Source organism: Amycolatopsis sp. TNS106, from assembly GCF_019330265.1.
In the GTDB taxonomy this organism is placed as follows: Bacteria; Actinomycetota; Actinomycetes; order Mycobacteriales; family Pseudonocardiaceae; genus Amycolatopsis; species Amycolatopsis lurida.
In genome coordinates this window covers 4,455,144-4,473,798 of record NZ_CP024972.1, presented here as the reverse complement: position 1 = coordinate 4,473,798, position 18,655 = coordinate 4,455,144, and the positions used below count along the sequence as shown (strand labels likewise).

The 18,655-nt window shown below is 66.6% G+C and carries 15 protein-coding genes and 2 rRNA genes; 10 read left to right on the top strand and 7 right to left on the bottom strand.

Annotation, left to right across the window (positions count from 1 at the left end; translation table 11 throughout):
- Nucleotides 1–273: 273 nt before the first annotated feature.
- Both CVV72_RS20100 and rrf read left to right on the top strand, forming a co-directional pair.
- Nucleotides 274–3,409, top strand: a 23S ribosomal RNA gene (locus CVV72_RS20100).
- Nucleotides 3,410–3,494: 85 nt separating this feature from the next.
- Nucleotides 3,495–3,611 (top strand): 5S ribosomal RNA (gene rrf, locus CVV72_RS20095).
- A gap of 474 nt (nt 3,612–4,085) precedes the next feature.
- Here the strand turns inward: rrf and cobF are convergent.
- Nucleotides 4,086–4,850, bottom strand: a complete 765-nt coding sequence (gene cobF, locus CVV72_RS20090) for a precorrin-6A synthase (deacetylating) (RefSeq protein WP_219145281.1) — start codon at nt 4,848–4,850, stop codon at nt 4,086–4,088.
- 96 nt (nt 4,851–4,946) lie between these two features.
- Here cobF and CVV72_RS20085 point away from each other — a divergent pair, with 96 nt between their 5' ends.
- From CVV72_RS20085 to CVV72_RS20075, 3 genes are read left to right on the top strand one after another with little or no spacing between them, the layout of a single operon-like run.
- Entirely contained in the window at nt 4,947–5,153 is a 207-nt protein-coding gene (locus CVV72_RS20085; protein WP_219145280.1) for a heavy-metal-associated domain-containing protein, read from the top strand.
- A complete protein-coding gene (locus tag CVV72_RS20080) occupies nt 5,150–5,311 on the top strand; it encodes a hypothetical protein (RefSeq protein WP_167373499.1) in 162 nt (53 codons plus the stop codon). Before CVV72_RS20085 ends, CVV72_RS20080 begins: the two co-directional genes overlap by 4 nt.
- A gap of 41 nt (nt 5,312–5,352) precedes the next feature.
- Nucleotides 5,353–7,545, top strand: a complete 2,193-nt coding sequence (locus CVV72_RS20075; RefSeq protein ID WP_219154032.1) for a cation-translocating P-type ATPase — start codon at nt 5,353–5,355, stop codon at nt 7,543–7,545.
- Here the strand turns inward: CVV72_RS20075 and CVV72_RS20070 are convergent.
- Nucleotides 7,496–7,777: a metal-sensitive transcriptional regulator gene (locus CVV72_RS20070; protein ID WP_007034631.1), complete on the bottom strand. Its 282-nt coding sequence runs from the start codon at nt 7,775–7,777 to the stop codon at nt 7,496–7,498. The two genes, CVV72_RS20075 and CVV72_RS20070, sit on opposite strands and share 50 nt — an antisense overlap.
- A 166-nt stretch (nt 7,778–7,943) precedes the next feature.
- Here CVV72_RS20070 and CVV72_RS20065 point away from each other — a divergent pair, with 166 nt between their 5' ends.
- Nucleotides 7,944–8,306, top strand: coding sequence for a YciI family protein (locus CVV72_RS20065; protein ID WP_034313727.1), 363 nt, complete (start codon nt 7,944–7,946; stop codon nt 8,304–8,306).
- Here the strand turns inward: CVV72_RS20065 and CVV72_RS20060 are convergent, their stop codons facing one another.
- Nucleotides 8,307–8,975 (bottom strand): M protein, encoded by a 669-nt coding sequence (locus CVV72_RS20060; protein WP_219145279.1) that lies wholly within the window; start codon nt 8,973–8,975, stop codon nt 8,307–8,309.
- A 299-nt stretch (nt 8,976–9,274) separates the two neighbouring features.
- On the opposite strand from CVV72_RS20060, the gene CVV72_RS20055 reads away from it, so the two are divergent.
- Complete coding sequence (locus CVV72_RS20055) at nt 9,275–9,883, top strand: maleylpyruvate isomerase family mycothiol-dependent enzyme (RefSeq protein ID WP_255632183.1); 609 nt, start codon at nt 9,275–9,277, stop codon at nt 9,881–9,883.
- On the opposite strand, the gene CVV72_RS20050 is transcribed toward CVV72_RS20055, so the two are convergent.
- The 4 genes from CVV72_RS20050 to CVV72_RS20035 all read right to left on the bottom strand — a co-directional run bounded on the left by CVV72_RS20050 (nt 9,884) and on the right by CVV72_RS20035 (nt 13,472).
- A complete protein-coding gene (locus CVV72_RS20050; protein WP_219145277.1) occupies nt 9,884–11,218 on the bottom strand; it encodes a copper resistance CopC/CopD family protein in 1,335 nt (444 codons plus the stop codon). It lies immediately after the preceding gene.
- Nucleotides 11,215–11,790 carry a hypothetical protein gene (locus CVV72_RS20045; RefSeq protein ID WP_219145276.1) on the bottom strand — a complete coding sequence of 192 codons (576 nt, stop codon included), beginning with the start codon at nt 11,788–11,790 and terminating at the stop codon, nt 11,215–11,217. Before CVV72_RS20045 ends, CVV72_RS20050 begins: the two co-directional genes overlap by 4 nt.
- A 115-nt stretch (nt 11,791–11,905) precedes the next feature.
- The gene (locus tag CVV72_RS20040; RefSeq protein ID WP_219145275.1) at nt 11,906–12,592 is read right to left on the bottom strand and encodes a helix-turn-helix domain-containing protein; all 687 of its coding nucleotides are present in this window, start codon (nt 12,590–12,592) and stop codon (nt 11,906–11,908) included.
- A gap of 40 nt (nt 12,593–12,632) precedes the next feature.
- Nucleotides 12,633–13,472 (bottom strand): AfsR/SARP family transcriptional regulator, encoded by an 840-nt coding sequence (locus tag CVV72_RS20035; RefSeq protein WP_219145274.1) that lies wholly within the window; start codon nt 13,470–13,472, stop codon nt 12,633–12,635.
- 221 nt (nt 13,473–13,693) lie between these two features.
- Between CVV72_RS20035 and CVV72_RS20030 the strand changes: the two genes are divergently transcribed.
- From CVV72_RS20030 to CVV72_RS20020, 3 genes are all read left to right on the top strand, one after another.
- On the top strand, nt 13,694–15,967 hold the full coding sequence (locus tag CVV72_RS20030) for a TOMM precursor leader peptide-binding protein (protein ID WP_219145273.1): 2,274 nt from the start codon (nt 13,694–13,696) through the stop codon (nt 15,965–15,967).
- A gap of 42 nt (nt 15,968–16,009) precedes the next feature.
- Nucleotides 16,010–17,452 carry a SagB family peptide dehydrogenase gene (locus tag CVV72_RS20025; RefSeq protein ID WP_219154031.1) on the top strand — a complete coding sequence of 481 codons (1,443 nt, stop codon included), beginning with the start codon at nt 16,010–16,012 and terminating at the stop codon, nt 17,450–17,452.
- A gap of 152 nt (nt 17,453–17,604) precedes the next feature.
- Complete coding sequence (locus CVV72_RS20020) at nt 17,605–18,507, top strand: helix-turn-helix transcriptional regulator (RefSeq protein ID WP_370641795.1); 903 nt, start codon at nt 17,605–17,607, stop codon at nt 18,505–18,507.
- Nucleotides 18,508–18,655: the final 148 nt, after the last annotated feature.

The window sequence follows — 18,655 nt, the reverse complement described above, 5'->3', positions numbered from 1 at the left end:
TGGTGGAGTGGGCACGGCTCAACACCCGAATGTGGTGTTGCCGGGCTTGCTCAAGGAATTGTGGAACTACTGGTTATGGTGTCGCCGGCTTCTGCTGGGACGCTCAAGTACTGCATCTTCGGGTGCGTGGAACGGGTGCTTCTGGGGAGTCGGAGGGATTGTTCGCTGGCATGCTGTTGGGTCCTGAGGCAACACGCCGAGGGGCTTACGCCCCGGGACGTTTGTTTCTGGTGTGGTGTTTGAGAACTGTAGAGTGGATGCGAGCATCTTTGTGGTCAAGTTGTTAAGGGCACATGGTGGATGTCTTGGCTTCAGGAGCCGATGAAGGACGTGGGAGGCTGCGATATGCCTCGGGGAGCTGTCAACCGAGCTGTGATCCGAGGATTTCCGAATGGGGAAACCCAGCACCAGTTATGTGGTGTTACCCGCATCTGAATATATAGGGTGTGTGGAGGGAACGCGGGGAAGTGAAACATCTCAGTACCCGTAGGAAGAGAAAACAACCGTGATTCCGTGAGTAGTGGCGAGCGAAAGCGGAAGAGGCTAAACCGTTTATATGTCAAGCTGTCAGGCGTTGTATGAGCGGTGTTGTGGGACCCAGCGTCGAGGATCTGACAGTCCTCGGAATGATCGCGCGTGTTAGTGGAACGTCTTGGGATGGGCGACCGGAGTGGGTGAGAGTCCCGTACGCGAAAACACGTTGTGGATTGTTTGTTTGGTGTTCCCGAGTAGCAGCGAGCTCGTGGAATTTGCTGTGAATCTGCCGGGACCACCCGGTAAGCCTAAATACTTCCTGAAGACCGATAGCGGACTAGTACCGTGAGGGAAAGATGAAAAGTACCCCGGGAGGGGAGTGAAAGAGTACCTGAAACCGTGTGCCTACAAGCCGTCAGAGCCCGAGCACATCCTTGTGATGTTGAGGTGATGGCGTGCCTTTTGAAGAATGAGCCTGCGAGTTAGTGCTGCGTGGCGAGGTTAACCCGTGTGGGGTAGCCGTAGCGAAAGCGAGTCTGAATAGGGCGATTGAGTCGCGTGGTCTAGACCCGAAGCGGAGTGATCTACCCATGGCCAGGCTGAAGCGTCGGTAAGACGACGTGGAGGGCCGAACCCACTTAGGTTGAAAACTGAGGGGATGAGCTGTGGGTAGGGGTGAAAGGCCAATCAAACTCCGTGATAGCTGGTTCTCCCCGAAATGCATTTAGGTGCAGCGTCACATGTTTCTCCACGGGGGTAGAGCTACTGGATGGTCTAGGGGCCTTACCGGGTTACCGAAATCAACCAAACTCCGAATACCGTGGTGTGAGAGTGTGGCAGTGAGACGGCGGGGGATAAGCTTCGTCGTCGAGAGGGAAACAGCCCAGAACACCAGCTAAGGCCCCTAAGTGTGTGCTCAGTGGGAAAGGATGTGGGATTGCCCAGACAACCAGGAGGTTGGCTTAGAAGCAGCCACCCTTGAAAGAGTGCGTAATAGCTCACTGGTCAAGTGGTCCTGCGCCGACAATGTAGCGGGGCTTAAGCACACCGCCGAAGCTGTGTCATTGACACATATAGATCGGCGTTCTCCTTGCGGGGACGTCTAGTCGTGTTGATGGGTAGGGGAGCGTCCTGCATCCAGGGAAGCGGCGGCGGAAGCCAGTCGTGGAGGGTGTGGGAGTGAGAATGCAGGCATGAGTAGCGAATGCAGAGTGAGAAACTCTGCCGCCGGATGACCAAGGGTTCCTGGGCCAGGCTAATCCGCCCAGGGTAAGTCGGGACCTAAGGCGAGGCCGACAGGCGTAGTCGATGGATAACGGGTTGATATTCCCGTACCCGAGCACGTGCGCCCAGGATGAGGCGGTTGATACTAACCACCCAAAGCCGGTTACCGATGTCTTCGGACGGAGGTTTCTGTGTGGAGCGTGGGATCTGATTCCGTAGTAGTCGAGTGATGGGGTGACGCAGGAAGGTAGCTCCGCCAGTGAGTGGTAGTACTGGTGTAAGCGTGTAGACCGAGTGGTAGGCAAATCCGCCGCTCATACAGGTTGAGACGTGATGCGTAGCCGATTGAGGCGAAGTAGAGTGATCCTATGCTGCCGAGAAAAGCCTCTAGCGAGTGCGTGCACGGCCCGTACCCCAAACCAACACAGGTGGTCAGGTAGAGAATACTAAGGCGATCGGGTGAACTGTGGTTAAGGAACTCGGCAAAATGCCCCCGTAACTTCGGGAGAAGGGGGGCCAAACACTCTGAAGTCCCTTGCGGACTAGGGGTGGGTGGCCGCAGAGACCAGCGGAAAGCGACTGTTTACTAAAAACACAGGTCCATGCGAAGTCGCAAGACGATGTATATGGACTGACGCCTGCCCGGTGCTGGAACGTTAAGAGGACCGGTTAACCCTTCGGGGTGAAGCTGAGAATTTAAGCGCCAGTAAACGGCGGTGGTAACTATAACCATCCTAAGGTAGCGAAATTCCTTGTCGGGTAAGTTCCGACCTGCACGAATGGCGTAACGACTTTCCGGCTGTCTCAACCACAGGCCCGGCGAAATTGCACTACGAGTAAAGATGCTCGTTACGCGCGGCAGGACGGAAAGACCCCGGGACCTTTACTATAGTTTGGTATTGGTTTTCGGTTCGGCTTGTGTAGGATAGGTGGGAGACTGTGAAGCTGGCACGCTAGTGTTGGTGGAGTCGTTGTTGAAATACCACTCTGGTCGGATTGGGAATCTGAACCTCGGACCATGATCTGGTTCAGGGACAGTGCCTGATGGGTAGTTTAACTGGGGCGGTTGCCTCCTAAAGAGTAACGGAGGCGCCCAAAGGTTCCCTCAGCCTGGTTGGCAATCAGGTGTTGAGTGCAAGTGCACAAGGGAGCTTGACTGTGAGACAGACATGTCGAGCAGGGACGAAAGTCGGGACTAGTGATCCGGCACCACCTGGTGGAAGGGGTGTCGCTCAACGGATAAAAGGTACCCCGGGGATAACAGGCTGATCTTGCCCAAGAGTCCATATCGACGGCATGGTTTGGCACCTCGATGTCGGCTCGTCGCATCCTGGGGCCGGAGTAGGTCCCAAGGGTTGGGCTGTTCGCCCATTAAAGCGGCACGCGAGCTGGGTTTAGAACGTCGTGAGACAGTTCGGTCCCTATCCGCCGCGCGCGTAGGATACTTGAGGAAGGCTGTCCCTAGTACGAGAGGACCGGGACGGACGAACCTCTGGTATGCCAGTTGTCACGCCAGTGGCATGGCTGGTTGGCCACGTTCGGAAGGGATAACCGCTGAAGGCATCTAAGCGGGAAGCCTGTTCCAAGATGAGGTATCCCACCCCTTGTGGGTTAAGGCCCCCAACAGACCATTGGGTTGATAGGCCAGAAATGGAAGCACAGTAATGTGTTGTCGAGTTGACTGGTACTAATAGGCCGAGGACTTGCCCACAAAGATGTTACGCATCCACTCTACAGCTCTGAAACACCACACAACCACACACAATGTGTGAGCGTGTGTGGGTGTTTCACAGTGTTTCGGTGGTTATAGCGTCAGGGAAACGCCCGGTCCCATTCCGAACCCGGAAGCTAAGCCTGACAGCGCCGATGGTACTGCAACCGAAGGGTTGTGGGAGAGTAGGACACCGCCGGACTAACCTTAGAAAAGGGAGGGTCCAGGCCCCGGTCGAGAACCACGAGTTCTCCCGGCGCCTGAACCCTCCTTTTTTTCATACCCAAAACCCGCCACACCCGTGATCAGGGACGTAACACCCGTGATCGAGCGCGTAACACCCGTGCTCAGGAACGTAACTCGCGTGATCAGAGACGTAACTCGCGTGATCAGACGGACGACACCTGTGATCAGACGGACGACACGGCGATCCGAGGGCACGTACGCCGTGTCGTCCACCCAAGCACGCGTGCCGTCCCTCTGATCACACGAGTCGTCCACCCAAGCACACGAGTCGTCCGGTTGAGCACGCGAGTTACGCGTCTGGACACGCGAGATACGCGCTCAAGCACGCGAGATACGGCGCCGGACACGCGAGTTACGGTGCTGGACACGCGGGTGACGGGGGTGGGCACGTGAGTGAGGGCCCCGCGAGTGAGGTAGGGCCGGGCGGGAGTTAGGGGCGGGCCGGGCGTCGTAGGTGGTAGATGTCCATGATCCAGCCCTTCCGTGAGCGCGCGGAGGCGCGGACGGAGCGGATTTCGGCGGCGAGTCCGGCGGACAGGGGACCGGAGAGCAGGAGCTCGTCGGGTGTCCCGAGGTACGCGCCCCAGTAGATCTCCAGGCCGGTGTCGGCGAACTGCGAGAAGGTGCAGTTCGCGTCCAGCATCACGAAGACGTCGTCGACGTCCGCGGGCCAGCCGGCCTCGAGGCGGCGGCCGGTCGTGATCTGTACCGGGCGGCCGATCTGGTTCATCGTGGTCCGGTGCCGGGCGGTCAGCGCGGCCACACTGCTGACCCCGGGGATGACGTCGTACTCGAACTCGACGGTGCCCCTGGCCAGCACGGCGTCCAGCAGCGTCAGGGTCGAGTCGTAGAGCGCGGGATCGCCCCATACGAGGAACGCGCCCCGCTCGTCGGGGCCCAGGGAAGCGATCATGTTCTCGTAGACGTCGGTCCGGAGCCGGTGCCAGTCGGCGACGGCCTTCCGGTAGTCGTCCGGAGTACGGTCGCGTTCGGGGTCCGGTGCCCGCACGACGCGGTAGCCGGGCCGTTCGACGAACCGGTCGAGGATCTCCTGGCGCAGCGCTGTCAGGTCCTGCTTCTCCGAACCCTTGTCGAGCACGAAGAACACATCGGTCTCGTTCAGCCGCCGGACGGCCTGGACGGTCAGGTGGTCCGGGTCGCCGGCGCCGATGCCGATGGCGGAGATCTTCCTCATTTCCGCAGTGTCCCCGTACCCTCCGTGCACACCCCTACCCCCACGGGGTATAAAGGAAGTGATCGCTCCACCTGTCCTGTAGAGGAGTTCGTACCGATGGCCGAAACCACCTACACCGTCAAGGGCATGTCCTGCGGGCACTGCGCCTCCTCCGTCACCGAGGAGGTCAGCGGGATCGCGGGCGTCAGCGCCGTGAACGTGGACGTCGCCAGCGGCAAGGTCACCGTCACCAGCGACTCGCCCTTGGACGTCCAGGCCGTCGACGCGGCCGTCACCGAGGCCGGTTACCAGCTCGTCTCGTGAGCACCGCCGTCAAGGTGTCGGCGTTCGCCGCGGCTCTGGTCGCGGTGTTCGCCGTCGCCTGGGCGATCGGGTCCGCCGTGGGGCCGCTGGACGAGGCGCCGCCCTCGCCCGCGCCGACCAGCGAGCATCACGGGCACCATCCGGGAGGTACGCCGTGAGCCTCGGGACATCCCAGCGGGTCGAACTGGCGATCGGCGGGATGACCTGCGCGTCCTGCGCCGCGCGGGTCGAACGCAAACTGAACAAGGTCGACGGCGTCTCCGCCACGGTCAATTACGCCACCGAGAAGGCGCAGGTCGACTTCCCCGCCGCGCTTTCGGTCGAAGACCTCGTCGGCGTCGTCGAGTCCGCCGGCTACACGGCCCAGCCGCCCAAGCCCGACGAGGACGAAGACCAGACCGGCGCGCTTCGGACGCGTCTCGTCGTTTCGGCCGTGCTCGCCGTGCCGGTGATCGTGCTGGCGATGGTCCCGGCCTGGCAGTTCACCTACTGGCAGTGGGTCTCGCTGGCCTTGGCCGCGCCGGTCGTCACCTGGGGCGCGTGGCCGTTCCACCGCCCGGCCTGGACGAACCTCCGGCATGGCGCCGCCACCATGGACACCCTGATCTCGCTCGGCGTCGCCGCCGCCACCCTCTGGTCGCTGTACGCCCTGCTGTTCGGCACCGCCGGGGTACCCGGCATGCGGCACGGCTTCGAGCTGACGATGCAGCGCGGTTCCGGTGCGGGCCACCTCTACCTCGAAGTCGCCGCCGGGGTGACGACGTTCCTCCTGGCAGGCCGGTACTTCGAGGCCCGGTCCAAGCGCCGCTCCGGCGCCGCGCTGCGGGCGCTGCTCGAACTCGGGGCAAAGGATGTCGCGCTACTGAAGGACGGCGCCGAGAGCCGCGTCCCGATCGGAGCGCTGAAGACGGGCGACGAGTTCGTCGTGCGGCCGGGCGAGAAGATCGCCACCGACGGTGTCGTGACCGACGGGGGCTCGGCCGTCGACCTGAGCATGCTGACGGGTGAAGCGGTCCCGGTGGAGGTGGGGGCCGGGGACACCGTCGTCGGCGGGACGGTCAACGCCGGTGGGCGGCTCGTCGTCCGCGCCACCCGGATCGGCGCCGACACGCAGCTCGCGCAGATGGCACGGCTGGTCGAAGACGCGCAGAACGGCAAGGCGCGGGTCCAACGGCTCGCCGACCGGGTTTCGGCCGTGTTCGTCCCGGTGGTGATCGCGCTCGCGGTCGGCACGCTCGGCTTCTGGCTCGGAGCCGGCAGCGGAGCCGACGCCGCCTTCACCGCCGCCGTCGCGGTCCTCATCATCGCCTGCCCGTGCGCGCTCGGCCTCGCCACGCCGACGGCGCTGCTGGTCGGCACCGGTCGCGGCGCGCAGCTGGGCATCCTCATCAAGGGACCCGAAGTACTCGAGTCCACTCGCGCGGTCGACACCGTCGTCCTGGACAAGACCGGCACGGTGACCGCCGGGAAGATGAGCCTCACCGATCTTTTCGGCGCCGACGAGACCGAGGTGCTGCGGCTGGCCGCGGCGGTCGAGCACGCTTCCGAGCATCCGATCGCCCGCGCGATCGTCACGGCCGCCGAAGAGCGGCTCGGCGAACTGCCGCCGGTCGACGGGTTTCGCACTGTCGAGGGGCTGGGTGTCTTCGGTGTGGTCGAGGGCAAGACCGTCCTGGCCGGGCGGCCTGCCCTCCTCGACCAGCACGGCATCGCTGTCGGCGAAGAGTATTCCCAGGTCAGGACGGCCGCCGAGGATCGTGGCGCCACCGCGGTCGTCGTCGCCTGGGACGGCGAGACGCGCGGCGTGGTCGTCGTCGCCGACACCGTCAAGCCGACGTCGGCCGAGGCCGTGGCGGAACTGAAAGCGCTCGGGCTCCGCCCGGTCCTGCTGACCGGCGACAACACCGGTTCCGCGAAGGCCGTCGCCGCCGAGGTGGGCATCGACGAGGTGATCGCGGAGGTCCTGCCCGCCGACAAGGTCGACGTCGTCAAGCGACTGCAGGCCGAAGGCCGCGTGGTCGCCATGGTCGGCGACGGCGTCAACGACGCGGCCGCGCTCGCGCAGGCCGACCTCGGTCTCTCGATGGGGACCGGCACCGACGCCGCGATCGAGGCCGGTGACCTGACCCTCGTGCGTGGCGACCTGCGCGCGGCCGCGGACGCCATCCGGCTTTCGCGCCGCACGCTCGGCACGATCAAGGGCAATCTGTTCTGGGCGTTCGCCTACAACGTCGCCGCGCTGCCGCTGGCCGCGCTCGGCCTGCTCAACCCCATGATCGCGGGGGCCGCGATGGCGTTCTCCTCGGTGTTCGTCGTCACCAACAGCCTGCGGCTGCGACGCTTCAGGACCGGACCAGCCGGGCGATGGCGTCGGACGCCTCCCGGACCTTGAGGTCGGCCTCTTCACCGCCCGCGGCGGCCGCGTGGACCACGCAGGTGGCGAGGTGCTCATCCAGCAGTTCGAGGGAGAACGACTGCAGCGCCTTCGTGGCCGCGGACACCTGCGTCAGGATGTCGATGCAGTACTTGTCCTCCTCGACCATCCGCTGCAAGCCGCGGATCTGTCCTTCGATCCGGCGCAGGCGCTTGAGATAGGCCTCCCGCTCGGTGCCGTAGCCCGTCATTCCGCACCCGTTCTCTCGTCGTTCCCTGTCTCCGACGAGTATACCCTCCCCACGTATGTGCCGGGGGCGGCCGAATTTCCGGATGCCAGGATGTCGAGGACGATCCGGCGGCTCCGACTCCTCTGTGAGTGGCCGGGTATCGGCCGGACGACCAGGAGGAACACCGATGAAGTACATGATCATGATCACCATGAACCCCACCGCCTGGGACGCCCTTCCCGAGGAGGAGCGCGACGAGGTGGTCGCCCGCATCGACCCTTTCATGAAGAAGCTCACCGAGAGCGGCGAACTGCTGGGGACGCAGGCGCTGGGGGAGCCGAAGGAGAGCACGGTGGTGCGGGTGCGTGACGGCGTCCCGGTGGTCACCGACGGCCCGTTCGCGGAGTCGAAGGAGTACCTGGCCGGCTTCTACCTGGTCGAATGCGACAGCAAGGAGCGCGCGATCGAGATCGCGGGCCAGATCCCGGACGCGCACATCAACGCGATGGAGATCCGGCCGGTGGTCTTTTCCTCGGGTGACCCCGCTTAGTCAGGTCGCGGCCGCTTCGGTGCCGGTGCGGGCTTCGGGCCTGCTCCGGCGCTGAACGGGCACTTCCGGTTCAGGTGAGTCGGGCACGGCCAGCACCAAGCCGGCCTCGGTGAGCAATTCGCGGCAGCCGACCAGCTGTTTCAGCACGTCATCGCGAAGGCGGAGGGCAACGTCGGCCTTCTGCCGCGCTTCGGCGACCAGACGCTCGCTTTCTTCGGCGGCGTCGTCGAGCAGTTTTCGCGCCCGGGCCTGCGCGGCTTCGTCCCGTGCGGCAAGCGCGCGCATCGCCTCCGCGCGGCGCAGCGTCATGGCGAGCTCGAAGTCTTCGGCGATCCGCTTCCGTTGCGCCTCGGCCTTGGCGGCTTCTTCGGCGGCGCGAGCGGTGATCTCCTCGGCTTCCTCGCGGGTGAGTTCGAGCATGCGGCGCGAGCGCTCCTGCAACGCGTCCGGCGCGATCGGCACACGGCTGATCCGGTCGACCGTGGCCTTCAATTCTCGATTGTCCTCACGCGCGGCCGTGAGCTCGGCGGCGAGCGCGTCTCCACGGCGGAGCGCTTCATCGCGTTCGGCTTCCACTCGTCGTAGTTCGGCTTCCACCTCGCGAACGAATTCCCGGACCTGCGCGCGATCGAAACCACGCCACGCCAGATCGAAGCCGGGCATCTCCATTGGTCACCTCCACAGTGGTCGATGTGTCGCCATTGGGCGCTTTCTCTTGCCACACGGGGCTTTCACCGACCAGTGTGCCTGAAGCCGCGGCGACACGCGCCACGGGTGGGTGGTCTTTGCGTTGAACGGTACGCGCAAGCGGGGAGAAGGGTGAAGCTCCGCGGCGGTGGGAGAATGGACGACCATCGCTTACCCCTACTGGAGGTGGCCGCGTGACGAGCAGCCGAATTCGGGTCCCTGGCTGGAATACGGCGACAGCGGCCGAAGGGTATCGGCAGGTCAGAGAGAACTTCGCGATCTTGCTCGCCGATCACGCGGGCGCCGCCGAACGGGTCGTCCCGGCGTGTCCACAGTGGACCGTGCGCGAGCTGATCGCGCATCTGGCCGAGATCTGCGACCGGGTGATCACCCGGTTCGGTGGTGAGGCCTGCCCGGTGCCGGAGACGGCGTCGGCCGCCGAAGTACTGAAGCTCTGGCTCGAACGGGGTCCCGAGGCCGACGCCCTCCTCGCCGCCGACGGCGAGGGGAAGGGCCGCGGCGACATCCTGGTGATGGACGCCTTCACCCACGAACTCGATCTCCGGTACGCGCTCGGCGCTCCGCCGCCCGGAGCGCACGCCGCCTGGCTGCGAGGATTCGAAGTGCTCGTCCGTGGCCTCGGTGACTCGCTGGGCAGGCACGGGCTCCCCGGGCTGCGGATCGAGACCGAGGGCGCGACCTGGATCGCCGGTACCGAACCGGTCGCCGCGGTGCTCTCGGGCGCGCCCGTGGATCTTTACCGATCGCTCGCCGGGCGCCGGAGCCCGGCCCAGATCGCCGCCATGGAGTGGCTCGGCGATCCAGAGCCGTGGCTCCGGGCTTTCACCTGGGGGCCGTTCGCCCCACCGGAAGCGGAGATCGAGCGGTGATCAGCCGGTCGGGGACATCGAGGACAGCGCCGCGGCCAGCGCGAGCACCACGGCGACAATCAGCACCTCGACCCCGACGCTGATCCGCAGTTTCCGCAGGTCGGCGGTCACCACGCCGGTGCCGCCGCGCCCGGAGATCCCGCGCCGCACGGCGTTGCGGCTGAGGTTCGCCACCCACAGCAACGCGGCGAAGCCGGTCAGCTTCAGCAGGAAGACGATGCCGTAGGCCGACGTCCAGAGCGCCTCCACCGACGGCACGAGCCGGAAGCCCAGGTAGGCGCCGCTGACCACCATGATCACGATCGACCGGGTGGCGATCGGGTGGAACCGGGCCAGCGCCGGCTCGGCCTCGGACGCCGAGTACCTGCCGCGCAGGAGCACGGCCAGCTGGATCAGCCCGCCGACCCACACGGCCATCGCGCCGAAATGCGCCAGGTCGGCGCTGACCGAGAGGAACATGATCTTGTCGGCCACCGCGTGCCCGGTCGCGGAGAAGCTCAGCATCACGATGAACCCGGCCGCGATGCCGAGGTTCTCGTAGCGCGAACGCAGCCGCTCCGGAAGGTCACCCGTGAGCAGCCGTCGCACGATCACGGCGAGCGCGACGATCGCGGCCAGGCGCAGGAGCAGGAGCTTCCCGTACGCCACCCGCAGGGTCGCCTCGATCAGCGCCGGGTCGAAGAGCGCGCCCACCCCGCGGCCCGTGACGTACGGACCTTGCAGCAGGAATCCCGCCACGGCCGTGACCCCCGAGAGCCACAGACCCGCGGTGATCAGCTTCCGCGCCGACGGATCGGTGCGGCCCTCGGGGCGGCAGACCAGCAGGAACACCAGCCCGCCCAGCAGTGCGACACCGCCGAAGGAGCCCCAGCGGAAGGTGGTGAACAGCGCGTCGGTCACCGGATCGGTCCCGGTGGAGGCGGACACCGCGCCCGCCGACGTGATCAGGGGGCCGGTGCCGATCACGAACGCGATCGTGCCGCGCACCGGATGCGAGTCGGCCGAGACGAAGGCGTACTCGACGAGATAGCTGCCGTCCGGAAGATCGGGTTCGAGTGCGACGGCGACCTCTTCGGCGATCTCGCCCGGCTGGAACACCGGACCGGCCACCACGTCGGTGCCTTGCTGGTCGACGACCTTGATCGAATTCGGCTGGATGCCGATGTTCTCCGACAGGGTGAGCGAGACCCGGGCAGGGGCGGACGTGAGCCGGGCGCCGTCGGCGGGGTTCGAAGAAAGGAGCTCGACGTGGGCCGAGGCCGGGGCCGCGGTGAGCACCGCGACCCCGAACCACGCCACCAGCACCGCCAGTAGCGCGAAGAGCCTCCTGGTCACGACGCCGCGGTCGCCAGCTCACGCCGGCTTTCGGGCGAGCACGTGCACCCGGTCAGCTCCCGCTCGACGGCGGGGGCCTTCCGGTGCACGAGCATCGCGATGATCATCGGGATGGTGACGATCGTGTTGTAGAACAGGTGCAGTTCCACACGCGGGATGAACAGCTGGATGATGCTGCTCGGCGCGGTGCCGCCGCCGAGCCGCCAGCCGGTCTGCGCCTGGATCAGCAGGAGCAGATGTTCGATGTGGTGCCAGAACTGCAGGCCGAGCGCGAGGTTCCACCACTGCCGCGAACGACCGGCGAAACCTTTGCGCAGGGCGAACAGGAAGACCAGCATGACGATGGCGTACCCGTAGTGCAGCCATTCGGAGCTGATCAGCTTCGGGAAGGGGATCCCGAGCACGCCGCGCGCGTCCGGGGTCTTCCAGCCGAGGGCATAGATCTGGAACGCCTGCACCAGGTGTTCGGCCCAGTGGGCCACGACCACCACCGCGAAGGAGAGGAGCGCCGCGCGGTGATATTTCCCGTTGAGCGCGGCGAGCAGACCCGGACGCGAATCAAGTGTGGCCATGAAGGGCTCCTAAGACGAAAGACCGACCGGTGACGGATGTCGACGATATCCCGTCACCCGGCGGTTTCCGTTACTCCGGATTGCTGATCCGACCTGCGGTCTTACGCCGGATGGCTCAGCGGACGACGATTCCTTCGGTCACTTTCGGAGCCGCGGGGATGTGGAACAATTCCGCGAACAGTTCGAGGTATTCGAAGGCGCCTTCGAGGCGGATCTTGCCGGTTCGCGTCGCGTCGGCGGCGGTGAGGTCGCCGGTCAGCAGGTCCTTGATGAACGGGCCCAGCGGTTCGATGACCGCGTCGGCGCCGGGATGCGCGCCCTCCGCGACCTTGAGCGCGCCGTCCTCGACGATCGCGTGCAGGATCATCTCGCCCGGGTAGCGCAGTTCGTAGGTGACCTGGACGCCCTTGGCCTTTTCGCTCCGGAAGGTCGTGTACAGCGAGAGGATCGCCGAGTCCAGGGTGAAGACGTCCTCGGCGGACGGCTGCCCGAGCGACCGGGCGCCCCACAGGCCGAGGTCCAGCACGATCTGGTCGAGTTCGCTGCCGTACTCGGTGAGTTCGTAGACCACGGCGGCGTCGAGCTGGGGGAGCAGGCGGCGGCGGAGCACCCCGGACTGCTCGAGTTCGTTGAGCCGCGCGGAGAGGGTGCTCGGCGGGATCTTGGGCAGGCCCGCCTGCAGCTCGGTGAACCGCTTCGGGCCGAGGACGAGGTCACGGACGATCAGCAGCGACCAGCGTTCGCCGATGATCTCCAGCGCCCTGGCCAGACCGCAGAACTGTCCATAGGTACGAATGCTCATCCGTCGATCCTCACTTTCGTTTCCGTGCCGGGAATGGTGTTCACGCGGGTTCACCCTCGGAGAGCAGGCCGTGGTGCAGTACCTGCAGTTCGTCGCAGGGCTCGACGCCCAGTTCGTAGTTGAGCCGAGTCCGCACCTGACGGTACGTGGCGAGCGCGTCGGAACGCCGCCCGCTGCGGCCGAGCACGCGGATCAGTTGCCCGTGCAGGGCCTCGTCCAGCGGATTCGCGGCGACGAGGGAACGCAGTTCACCGATCAGCTCGTGCCGCATCCCGGCCGCGATGTCCGCCTCGATCCGCAGGTGCAGGGTGCTGCGCCGCTGTTCGACGAGGTCGACCGAGTACGCCGACAACACCGGTCCACAATGGACGTTCGCCAGCGGCGGCCCCGACCACAGGGCGAGCGCGGAGCGGAAGGCTTTCGCCGCCTCGACGTGCTCGCCGCGCAGGTGCAGTTCCCGGCCCCGCTGCTGCAGCTCCTGGAACTCGAAGACGTCCACCTGCTCGGGGGCGATCCGGAACACGTACCCCGGCGGTTTCGTCGCCAGCATGGTCTCACCGTACGGGGCGAGCTCGTTCTCCTCGATGCATTTGCGCAGCTGGTAGACGTAGGTGTGCATGGTGGTGCGGACGCTGCGCGGCGGATCGTCGGCCCACAGTTCCCGCACGATCGTGTCGATGGGCACGATCTTGCCCGGGCTCATCACCAGCATGGCGAGCACCTGGAGCAGCTTCGGCGTCGTCGGTGCGTAGTCGATCCCGTCCCGCACGAGTTCGAGCGGGCCGAGGAGGGTGAAACGGACGGGGCTTGCGGGCGTGACCGGAATCGGGTTGGGTGCCGAGCCGTGGTGCGTGTCCGCTACTCGTGATCCGGTGTACATCGCAAGCGCCCTCCAGCTCGATACGCGTCGAGACCTGATTCCCAGTACTTCGACAGTGGCAGAGCGGCCCGTCGCGGGCCAGTGAGCCGTCCACCAGCTTCCGCGTGCGTGTGTCCCGGAAGAACGTGGGTTTTTCATGTCCGACACATGAATCGCGCACTGGCCGGGGCAAAGGCGGCCGAGCAGGATTCGAGAATCGAACCGACCTTCTGGGGGTCCACATGCGTGAGGCATCGTCCACGTCCGGCTCGATCAGCGGTGGTCTGGGGTTCAAACGGCATCTGCGCGTGGAGGTCCGCGCGGGGAACGGGGCCTATCTGTTTTCGGAACAAGGGGTCATCGCGATGCGCGGCGCGCAGGTCGCGTCGGTGGCGGCGCTGCTCGACGGCACCCGTGACCTCGACGGACTCCTGTCCGCCCGCCCGGACGGGATGAGCGCCGAACAGGTCACCGGCGTGCTGGCCAGGCTGGTCGAGGCCGGTCTGGTCACCGTCCACGTCCCGGACGAGATCAGCGGGGACGAACGCGCGCTCGCGTACTGGGACGCGTGCGGCCTCGACGCCTCCGCGGTGGCCGGCCGTCAGAAGCCGGCGACGGCGAGCCTGACCGCGATCGGCAGTGGCATCGACACCTCACAGGTGGCGAGCGGGCTGGCCGCGAGCGGGATCGAAGTGGTCGACACGGCGTCCGAACTGGCCATCGTGCTGTGCGACGACTACCTCGACCCGCGCCTGGCGGAGATCGACGCCGAGCACCGGCGCACCGGGCGGCCGTGGCTGTTGGCCCGGCCGTCGGGTTCGCAGGTGTGGATCGGCCCGATCATGCAGCCCGGCCGGTCCGGCTGCTGGCACTGCCTGACGAACCGGTTGTGGGGGCACCGGCACGCCGAGGCCTGCGTCCAGGAGGTTCTCGGGCACGACGGCCCCGCCTCGTTCCCGATGCCGGCCGTGCCGCCGCTGACCGCGGCCGCGTCCCATCTGATCTCCCTCGAAGCGTCCAAATGGCTGGCGGGACACCGCTATCCGGGGCAGCAGGCCGTGTGGATCCTGGACACCTTGGACCTGCAGGGGCGCCTGCACGAACTGCGGCGCCGTCCCCAGTGCCCCGAATGCGGTGACGAAGGGATCGTCGCCGCGCGGACGGCGGAACCGGTGGTGCTGCGGGAGGCCAAGAAGGCGACGTCCGGCGGTGGCGGGCACCGGACCCGCACCCCGGTCGAGGTGCTCGACCGCTACGGGCACCTGATCAGCCCGGTCACCGGGATCGTCAAGGAGATCTCCCGCGACCCACGGGCGCCTGCGTTCGTGAACGCGTACCACTCCGGCGGGAACGTCGCGCGCCGCGTGCGCGGTGAGGCGGGGTTGCAGGCCGGGCTGCGCGGGGAGAACGGCGGCAAGGGCGCGAGCCCGATCGACGCCGAAGTCGGCGCGCTGTGCGAGGCGATCGAGCGGTTCTCGGCGAACTACCAGGGCGACGAACTGCGGATCCGCGACACCTACCGCGCGCTCGGCGAGGACGCCGTCCACCCGAACTCGTGCATGCTCTTCGACGAGCGCCAATACGAAAGCCGCGTCGAGTGGAACGCCACCCACTCCAACTTCCAGTACGTCCCGGAACGGTTCGACGCCGAAGCCGCGATCGACTGGACGCCGCTGTGGTCGCTCTCCCGGCAGCGCCGGAAGCTGATGCCGACCGCGTACCTCTACTACGGGGTGCCGTGGGAATGCGGGCTCACCGGGATGCGCGCGGACTCCAACGGCTGCGCGGCCGGAAGCAGTATCGAGGACGCGATCCTGCAGGGGCTGCTCGAACTCGTCGAACGCGACGCCGTCGCGCTGTGGTGGTACAACCGGCTTCCCGTGCCCGGCGTCGACATCGCTTCGTTCGACGACCCGTGGGCCGAGGAGATGGTCGGCCAGTACGCGCGGGCAGGCCGGGAACTGTGGGTCCTCGACCTGACGGCGGACCTCGGTGTTCCGGTGATGGTCGCGCTGTCCAGGAGTATCGTCGGGCCGCGCGAAAACGTCATGATGGGCTTCGGCGCCCACCTGGATCCCAGGACGGCGCTGCGGCGGGCGGTCAGCGAGCTCAACCAGCTGATCCCGGCGGTGCTCGCGAACGACGTCGAGCTCGACGATCCCGACGCGGCGCGGTGGCTCCGGTACGCGACGGTCGCCAACCAGCCGTATCTGCTGCCGGCGCCCGGCCGGTCGGCGAAACGGGCCGCGGACTTCAAGTTCGTCCGGCGTCCCGACGTCCGCGACGACGTGGAGTGCTTGGTACGCAGGCTTTCCGTGCTGGGAATGGAGACGCTGGTGCTGGACCAGACGAGGCCCGACATCGACCTCCCGGTGGTCCGGGTGGTCGTTCCGGGGCTGCGCCCGTTCTGGAGCCGCTTCGCTCCCGGACGGCTGTTCGACGTGCCGGTGCGTCTGGGCAGGCTCGCCGAACCGACCCCCTACGAGCGGCTGAATCCGTTCCCCATGTTCTTGTAGATCAAGCTGGAGCAACAGTTGACGACAGATCACCCCGGCGGTGTGGCCGAAACGATCCCCCTGTGGTCGCTCACCGACGACAGCCTTGTCGAAATCGGTGAGGACGGCTCACTGGTGGTCGTCACGCGCTGGGGTGAGCACGAATTCCCGCACGCGGAACCTCTGGTGCGGGAATCGTTGCGGCGGATGGCCTTGGGTCCGGTGTCGCTGGCGAACGTGACGTCTTCGTGGGAGCCCGTCGAACGGGAGCCCGACCTCGAAGGCGAACTGAGCTGGACGGCCGAGGGCGCCGACGCGCTGCGGCAGGTGCTCAAGGAACTCGGCGGTTCCGTGGTGCGCTCGCTCGGGCTCGCCGACGGCCGCGGCCCGCTGCTGTCGGTGATCCCGGTCGTGCTCGCGCCGGTGTTCGCGCCGGTGGAGATCCCCGCCACCCGCCCGATCCGGTTGTCCCGCTTCAGTTCCCTGCGTTCCGACGCCGACGGGATGGGGCTGGAGTCGCCGTCCGCGCGCTACCGTGTCGTGCTGTCCCAGCCGTGGGCGGTGCACGTCGCGGCGACCCTCGCGACGGCGAAGTCGGTCGGGGAGATCGTGACCACGACCGGGATCGATCGCGGCGTGGTCGGCGCGATCGTGTCCTATCTGGTCGCCGCGGGCGTCGTCCAGGCCGCCGAGAACGGCAGGTTCGCCGAGGACGACGATCCCGAACTGCGCGTGTGGTCCCCGGACGAGCTGTCGTTCCACACCACGAGCCGGACCTGGCGGCCGGGCGGCCCGGCCGACCTCGCCGGGCTCGGGAATCCGCCGGTGGTCAAGGCCCCCACCGGCGAAGGCCCGAGCTACTCGCTGTTCCGGCCGGATCTGGCCGATCGCGCCGAGACCGATCCGACGCTGACGGCGTTGCTGGAGCACGACCACAGCTGCCCCGAGTTCACCGAGAGCGTGCTGTCGGCCGAGCAGATCGGCGAGTTCCTGTACCGCGGCGCGCGCATCCGGTCGATCGGGCCCGCACATCTTCCGAACGGGCCCGCGCACAGCGCCTCGCAACGGCCGTACTTCAGTGTCGCCTGCCTGTACGAACTCGAGCTTTACGTGTCGGTGAACCGCTGTTCGGGGCTGGACCGCGGGATCTACCACTACGATCCGCTCGGCCATCGGCTCGACCTGGTCAACGATGACGCGGCCGACCTCGACGAGATGCTCGACATCGCGATGATCGGTGGCGGCAACCATCGATGGCCCTCGGCGCTGATCACCGTCACCGCGCGGATGCCGCGGATGGCGTCCGTGCTCGGTGGTGGCGCGTACGCCACGACGCTGGCGCATGTCGGTGCGTTGCAGCAGACGCTCTACCTCGTTGCCCGCGCCATGGGACTGGCCGCGCACGCCGTCCCGGTGGACGCCGGCGACCGCGTCGACCGTGCCCTCAAACTCGACTGGCCCGCCGAGGTCGGCGTCGGGGAATGCGTGCTCGATTTCCCGGCTTGAGGTCGTGCGTGCCAGGGGCCCGACCGTCCACCGATAGCGCACGTTCGGACAAGACCGCAGGACCCATCTCGATCGCTCGTCGAGCCCGCTGAAATCACCGACGCGTTAGCTGGCGTACAGAGAAAAGCGACAGCGAATCCGAGGTTGGTCTGATGCAGCTACGAACAGTCGCCATGGCGGCGAACGAGAAAGGCGTCACCGAACCCGGTCGGCACCCTGAGCCGGCGTCCCCCTTGCAACCCGCGGTGCTGCAGGCCATCTCCGCGATGCACGCCAGGTATTTCGACCCGATCACCTTGAGCGATCTGGCACAGGAAGTCTTCGTCAGCCCGTTCCATTTCTCCCGGATCTTCGCGAAGGCGACCGGTGTCACCCCCGGCCGCTACCTCACCGCGATCCGGCTCTTCGAAGCGAAACGACTGCTGCTGACGACATCGCTGACGGTGTCGGACATCGTGTGCAGCGTCGGCTACAGCAGTGTCGGCACGTTCACGAGCCGCTTCACCCGTGCGGTCGGGATGACCCCGACCCAGTACCGCGATCCCGAGGTCGGCGAACTGCTCGTGGCGATGGCCCCGCACTTCCAGCGGCTTCCGACCCTGGAAGCGTTGCACAGTGCCGGAATGGGCAGCCCGACGATGCGAACCGGGACCGGCACGATCAGCGTGCGGGTCGAGACCCCGCGCGGGGCCGGCCCGGCGACCGTCCTCATCGGACTGTTCGCCGAGTCGATCCCGCAGTGTGGCCCGGTCGCCTTCGGTGGCAGGGCGAACGTCCTGTCGGCGGACATCGAGATCCAGAACGTCCCCGAGGGCCGGTGGACCGTCATCGGCGTGGCCGAACACGCCGCCGGGACCGCGGCGTCCTCGTTCTCCATGGGCACGCTGCCCGCCCGCGTCGACATCACCCGGTACGGCATGGTCCACCTCCGGATGCCGATGCGCGCCCCGCTGCCGACCGACGCGCCGATGGCGATCACCCTCGCCGGTGGCCCGACGTCGGCGGGGAACCGGATGGTCGCGCCGGCGCCCGGGTACCTGCGCGCGGTGGCCTGACCGAAGTCGTTCCGCGTTCTCCCGGTCTCGCAAACCGGGAGAACGCGGACGCAACCGTGGAGTAGCTGGGCCATCACCACGCATGTGACGCTTTAAGCGATCCAGAATTCGAATCCACCCGATAGGGGGAGAGTGCGTTGGGCAATGG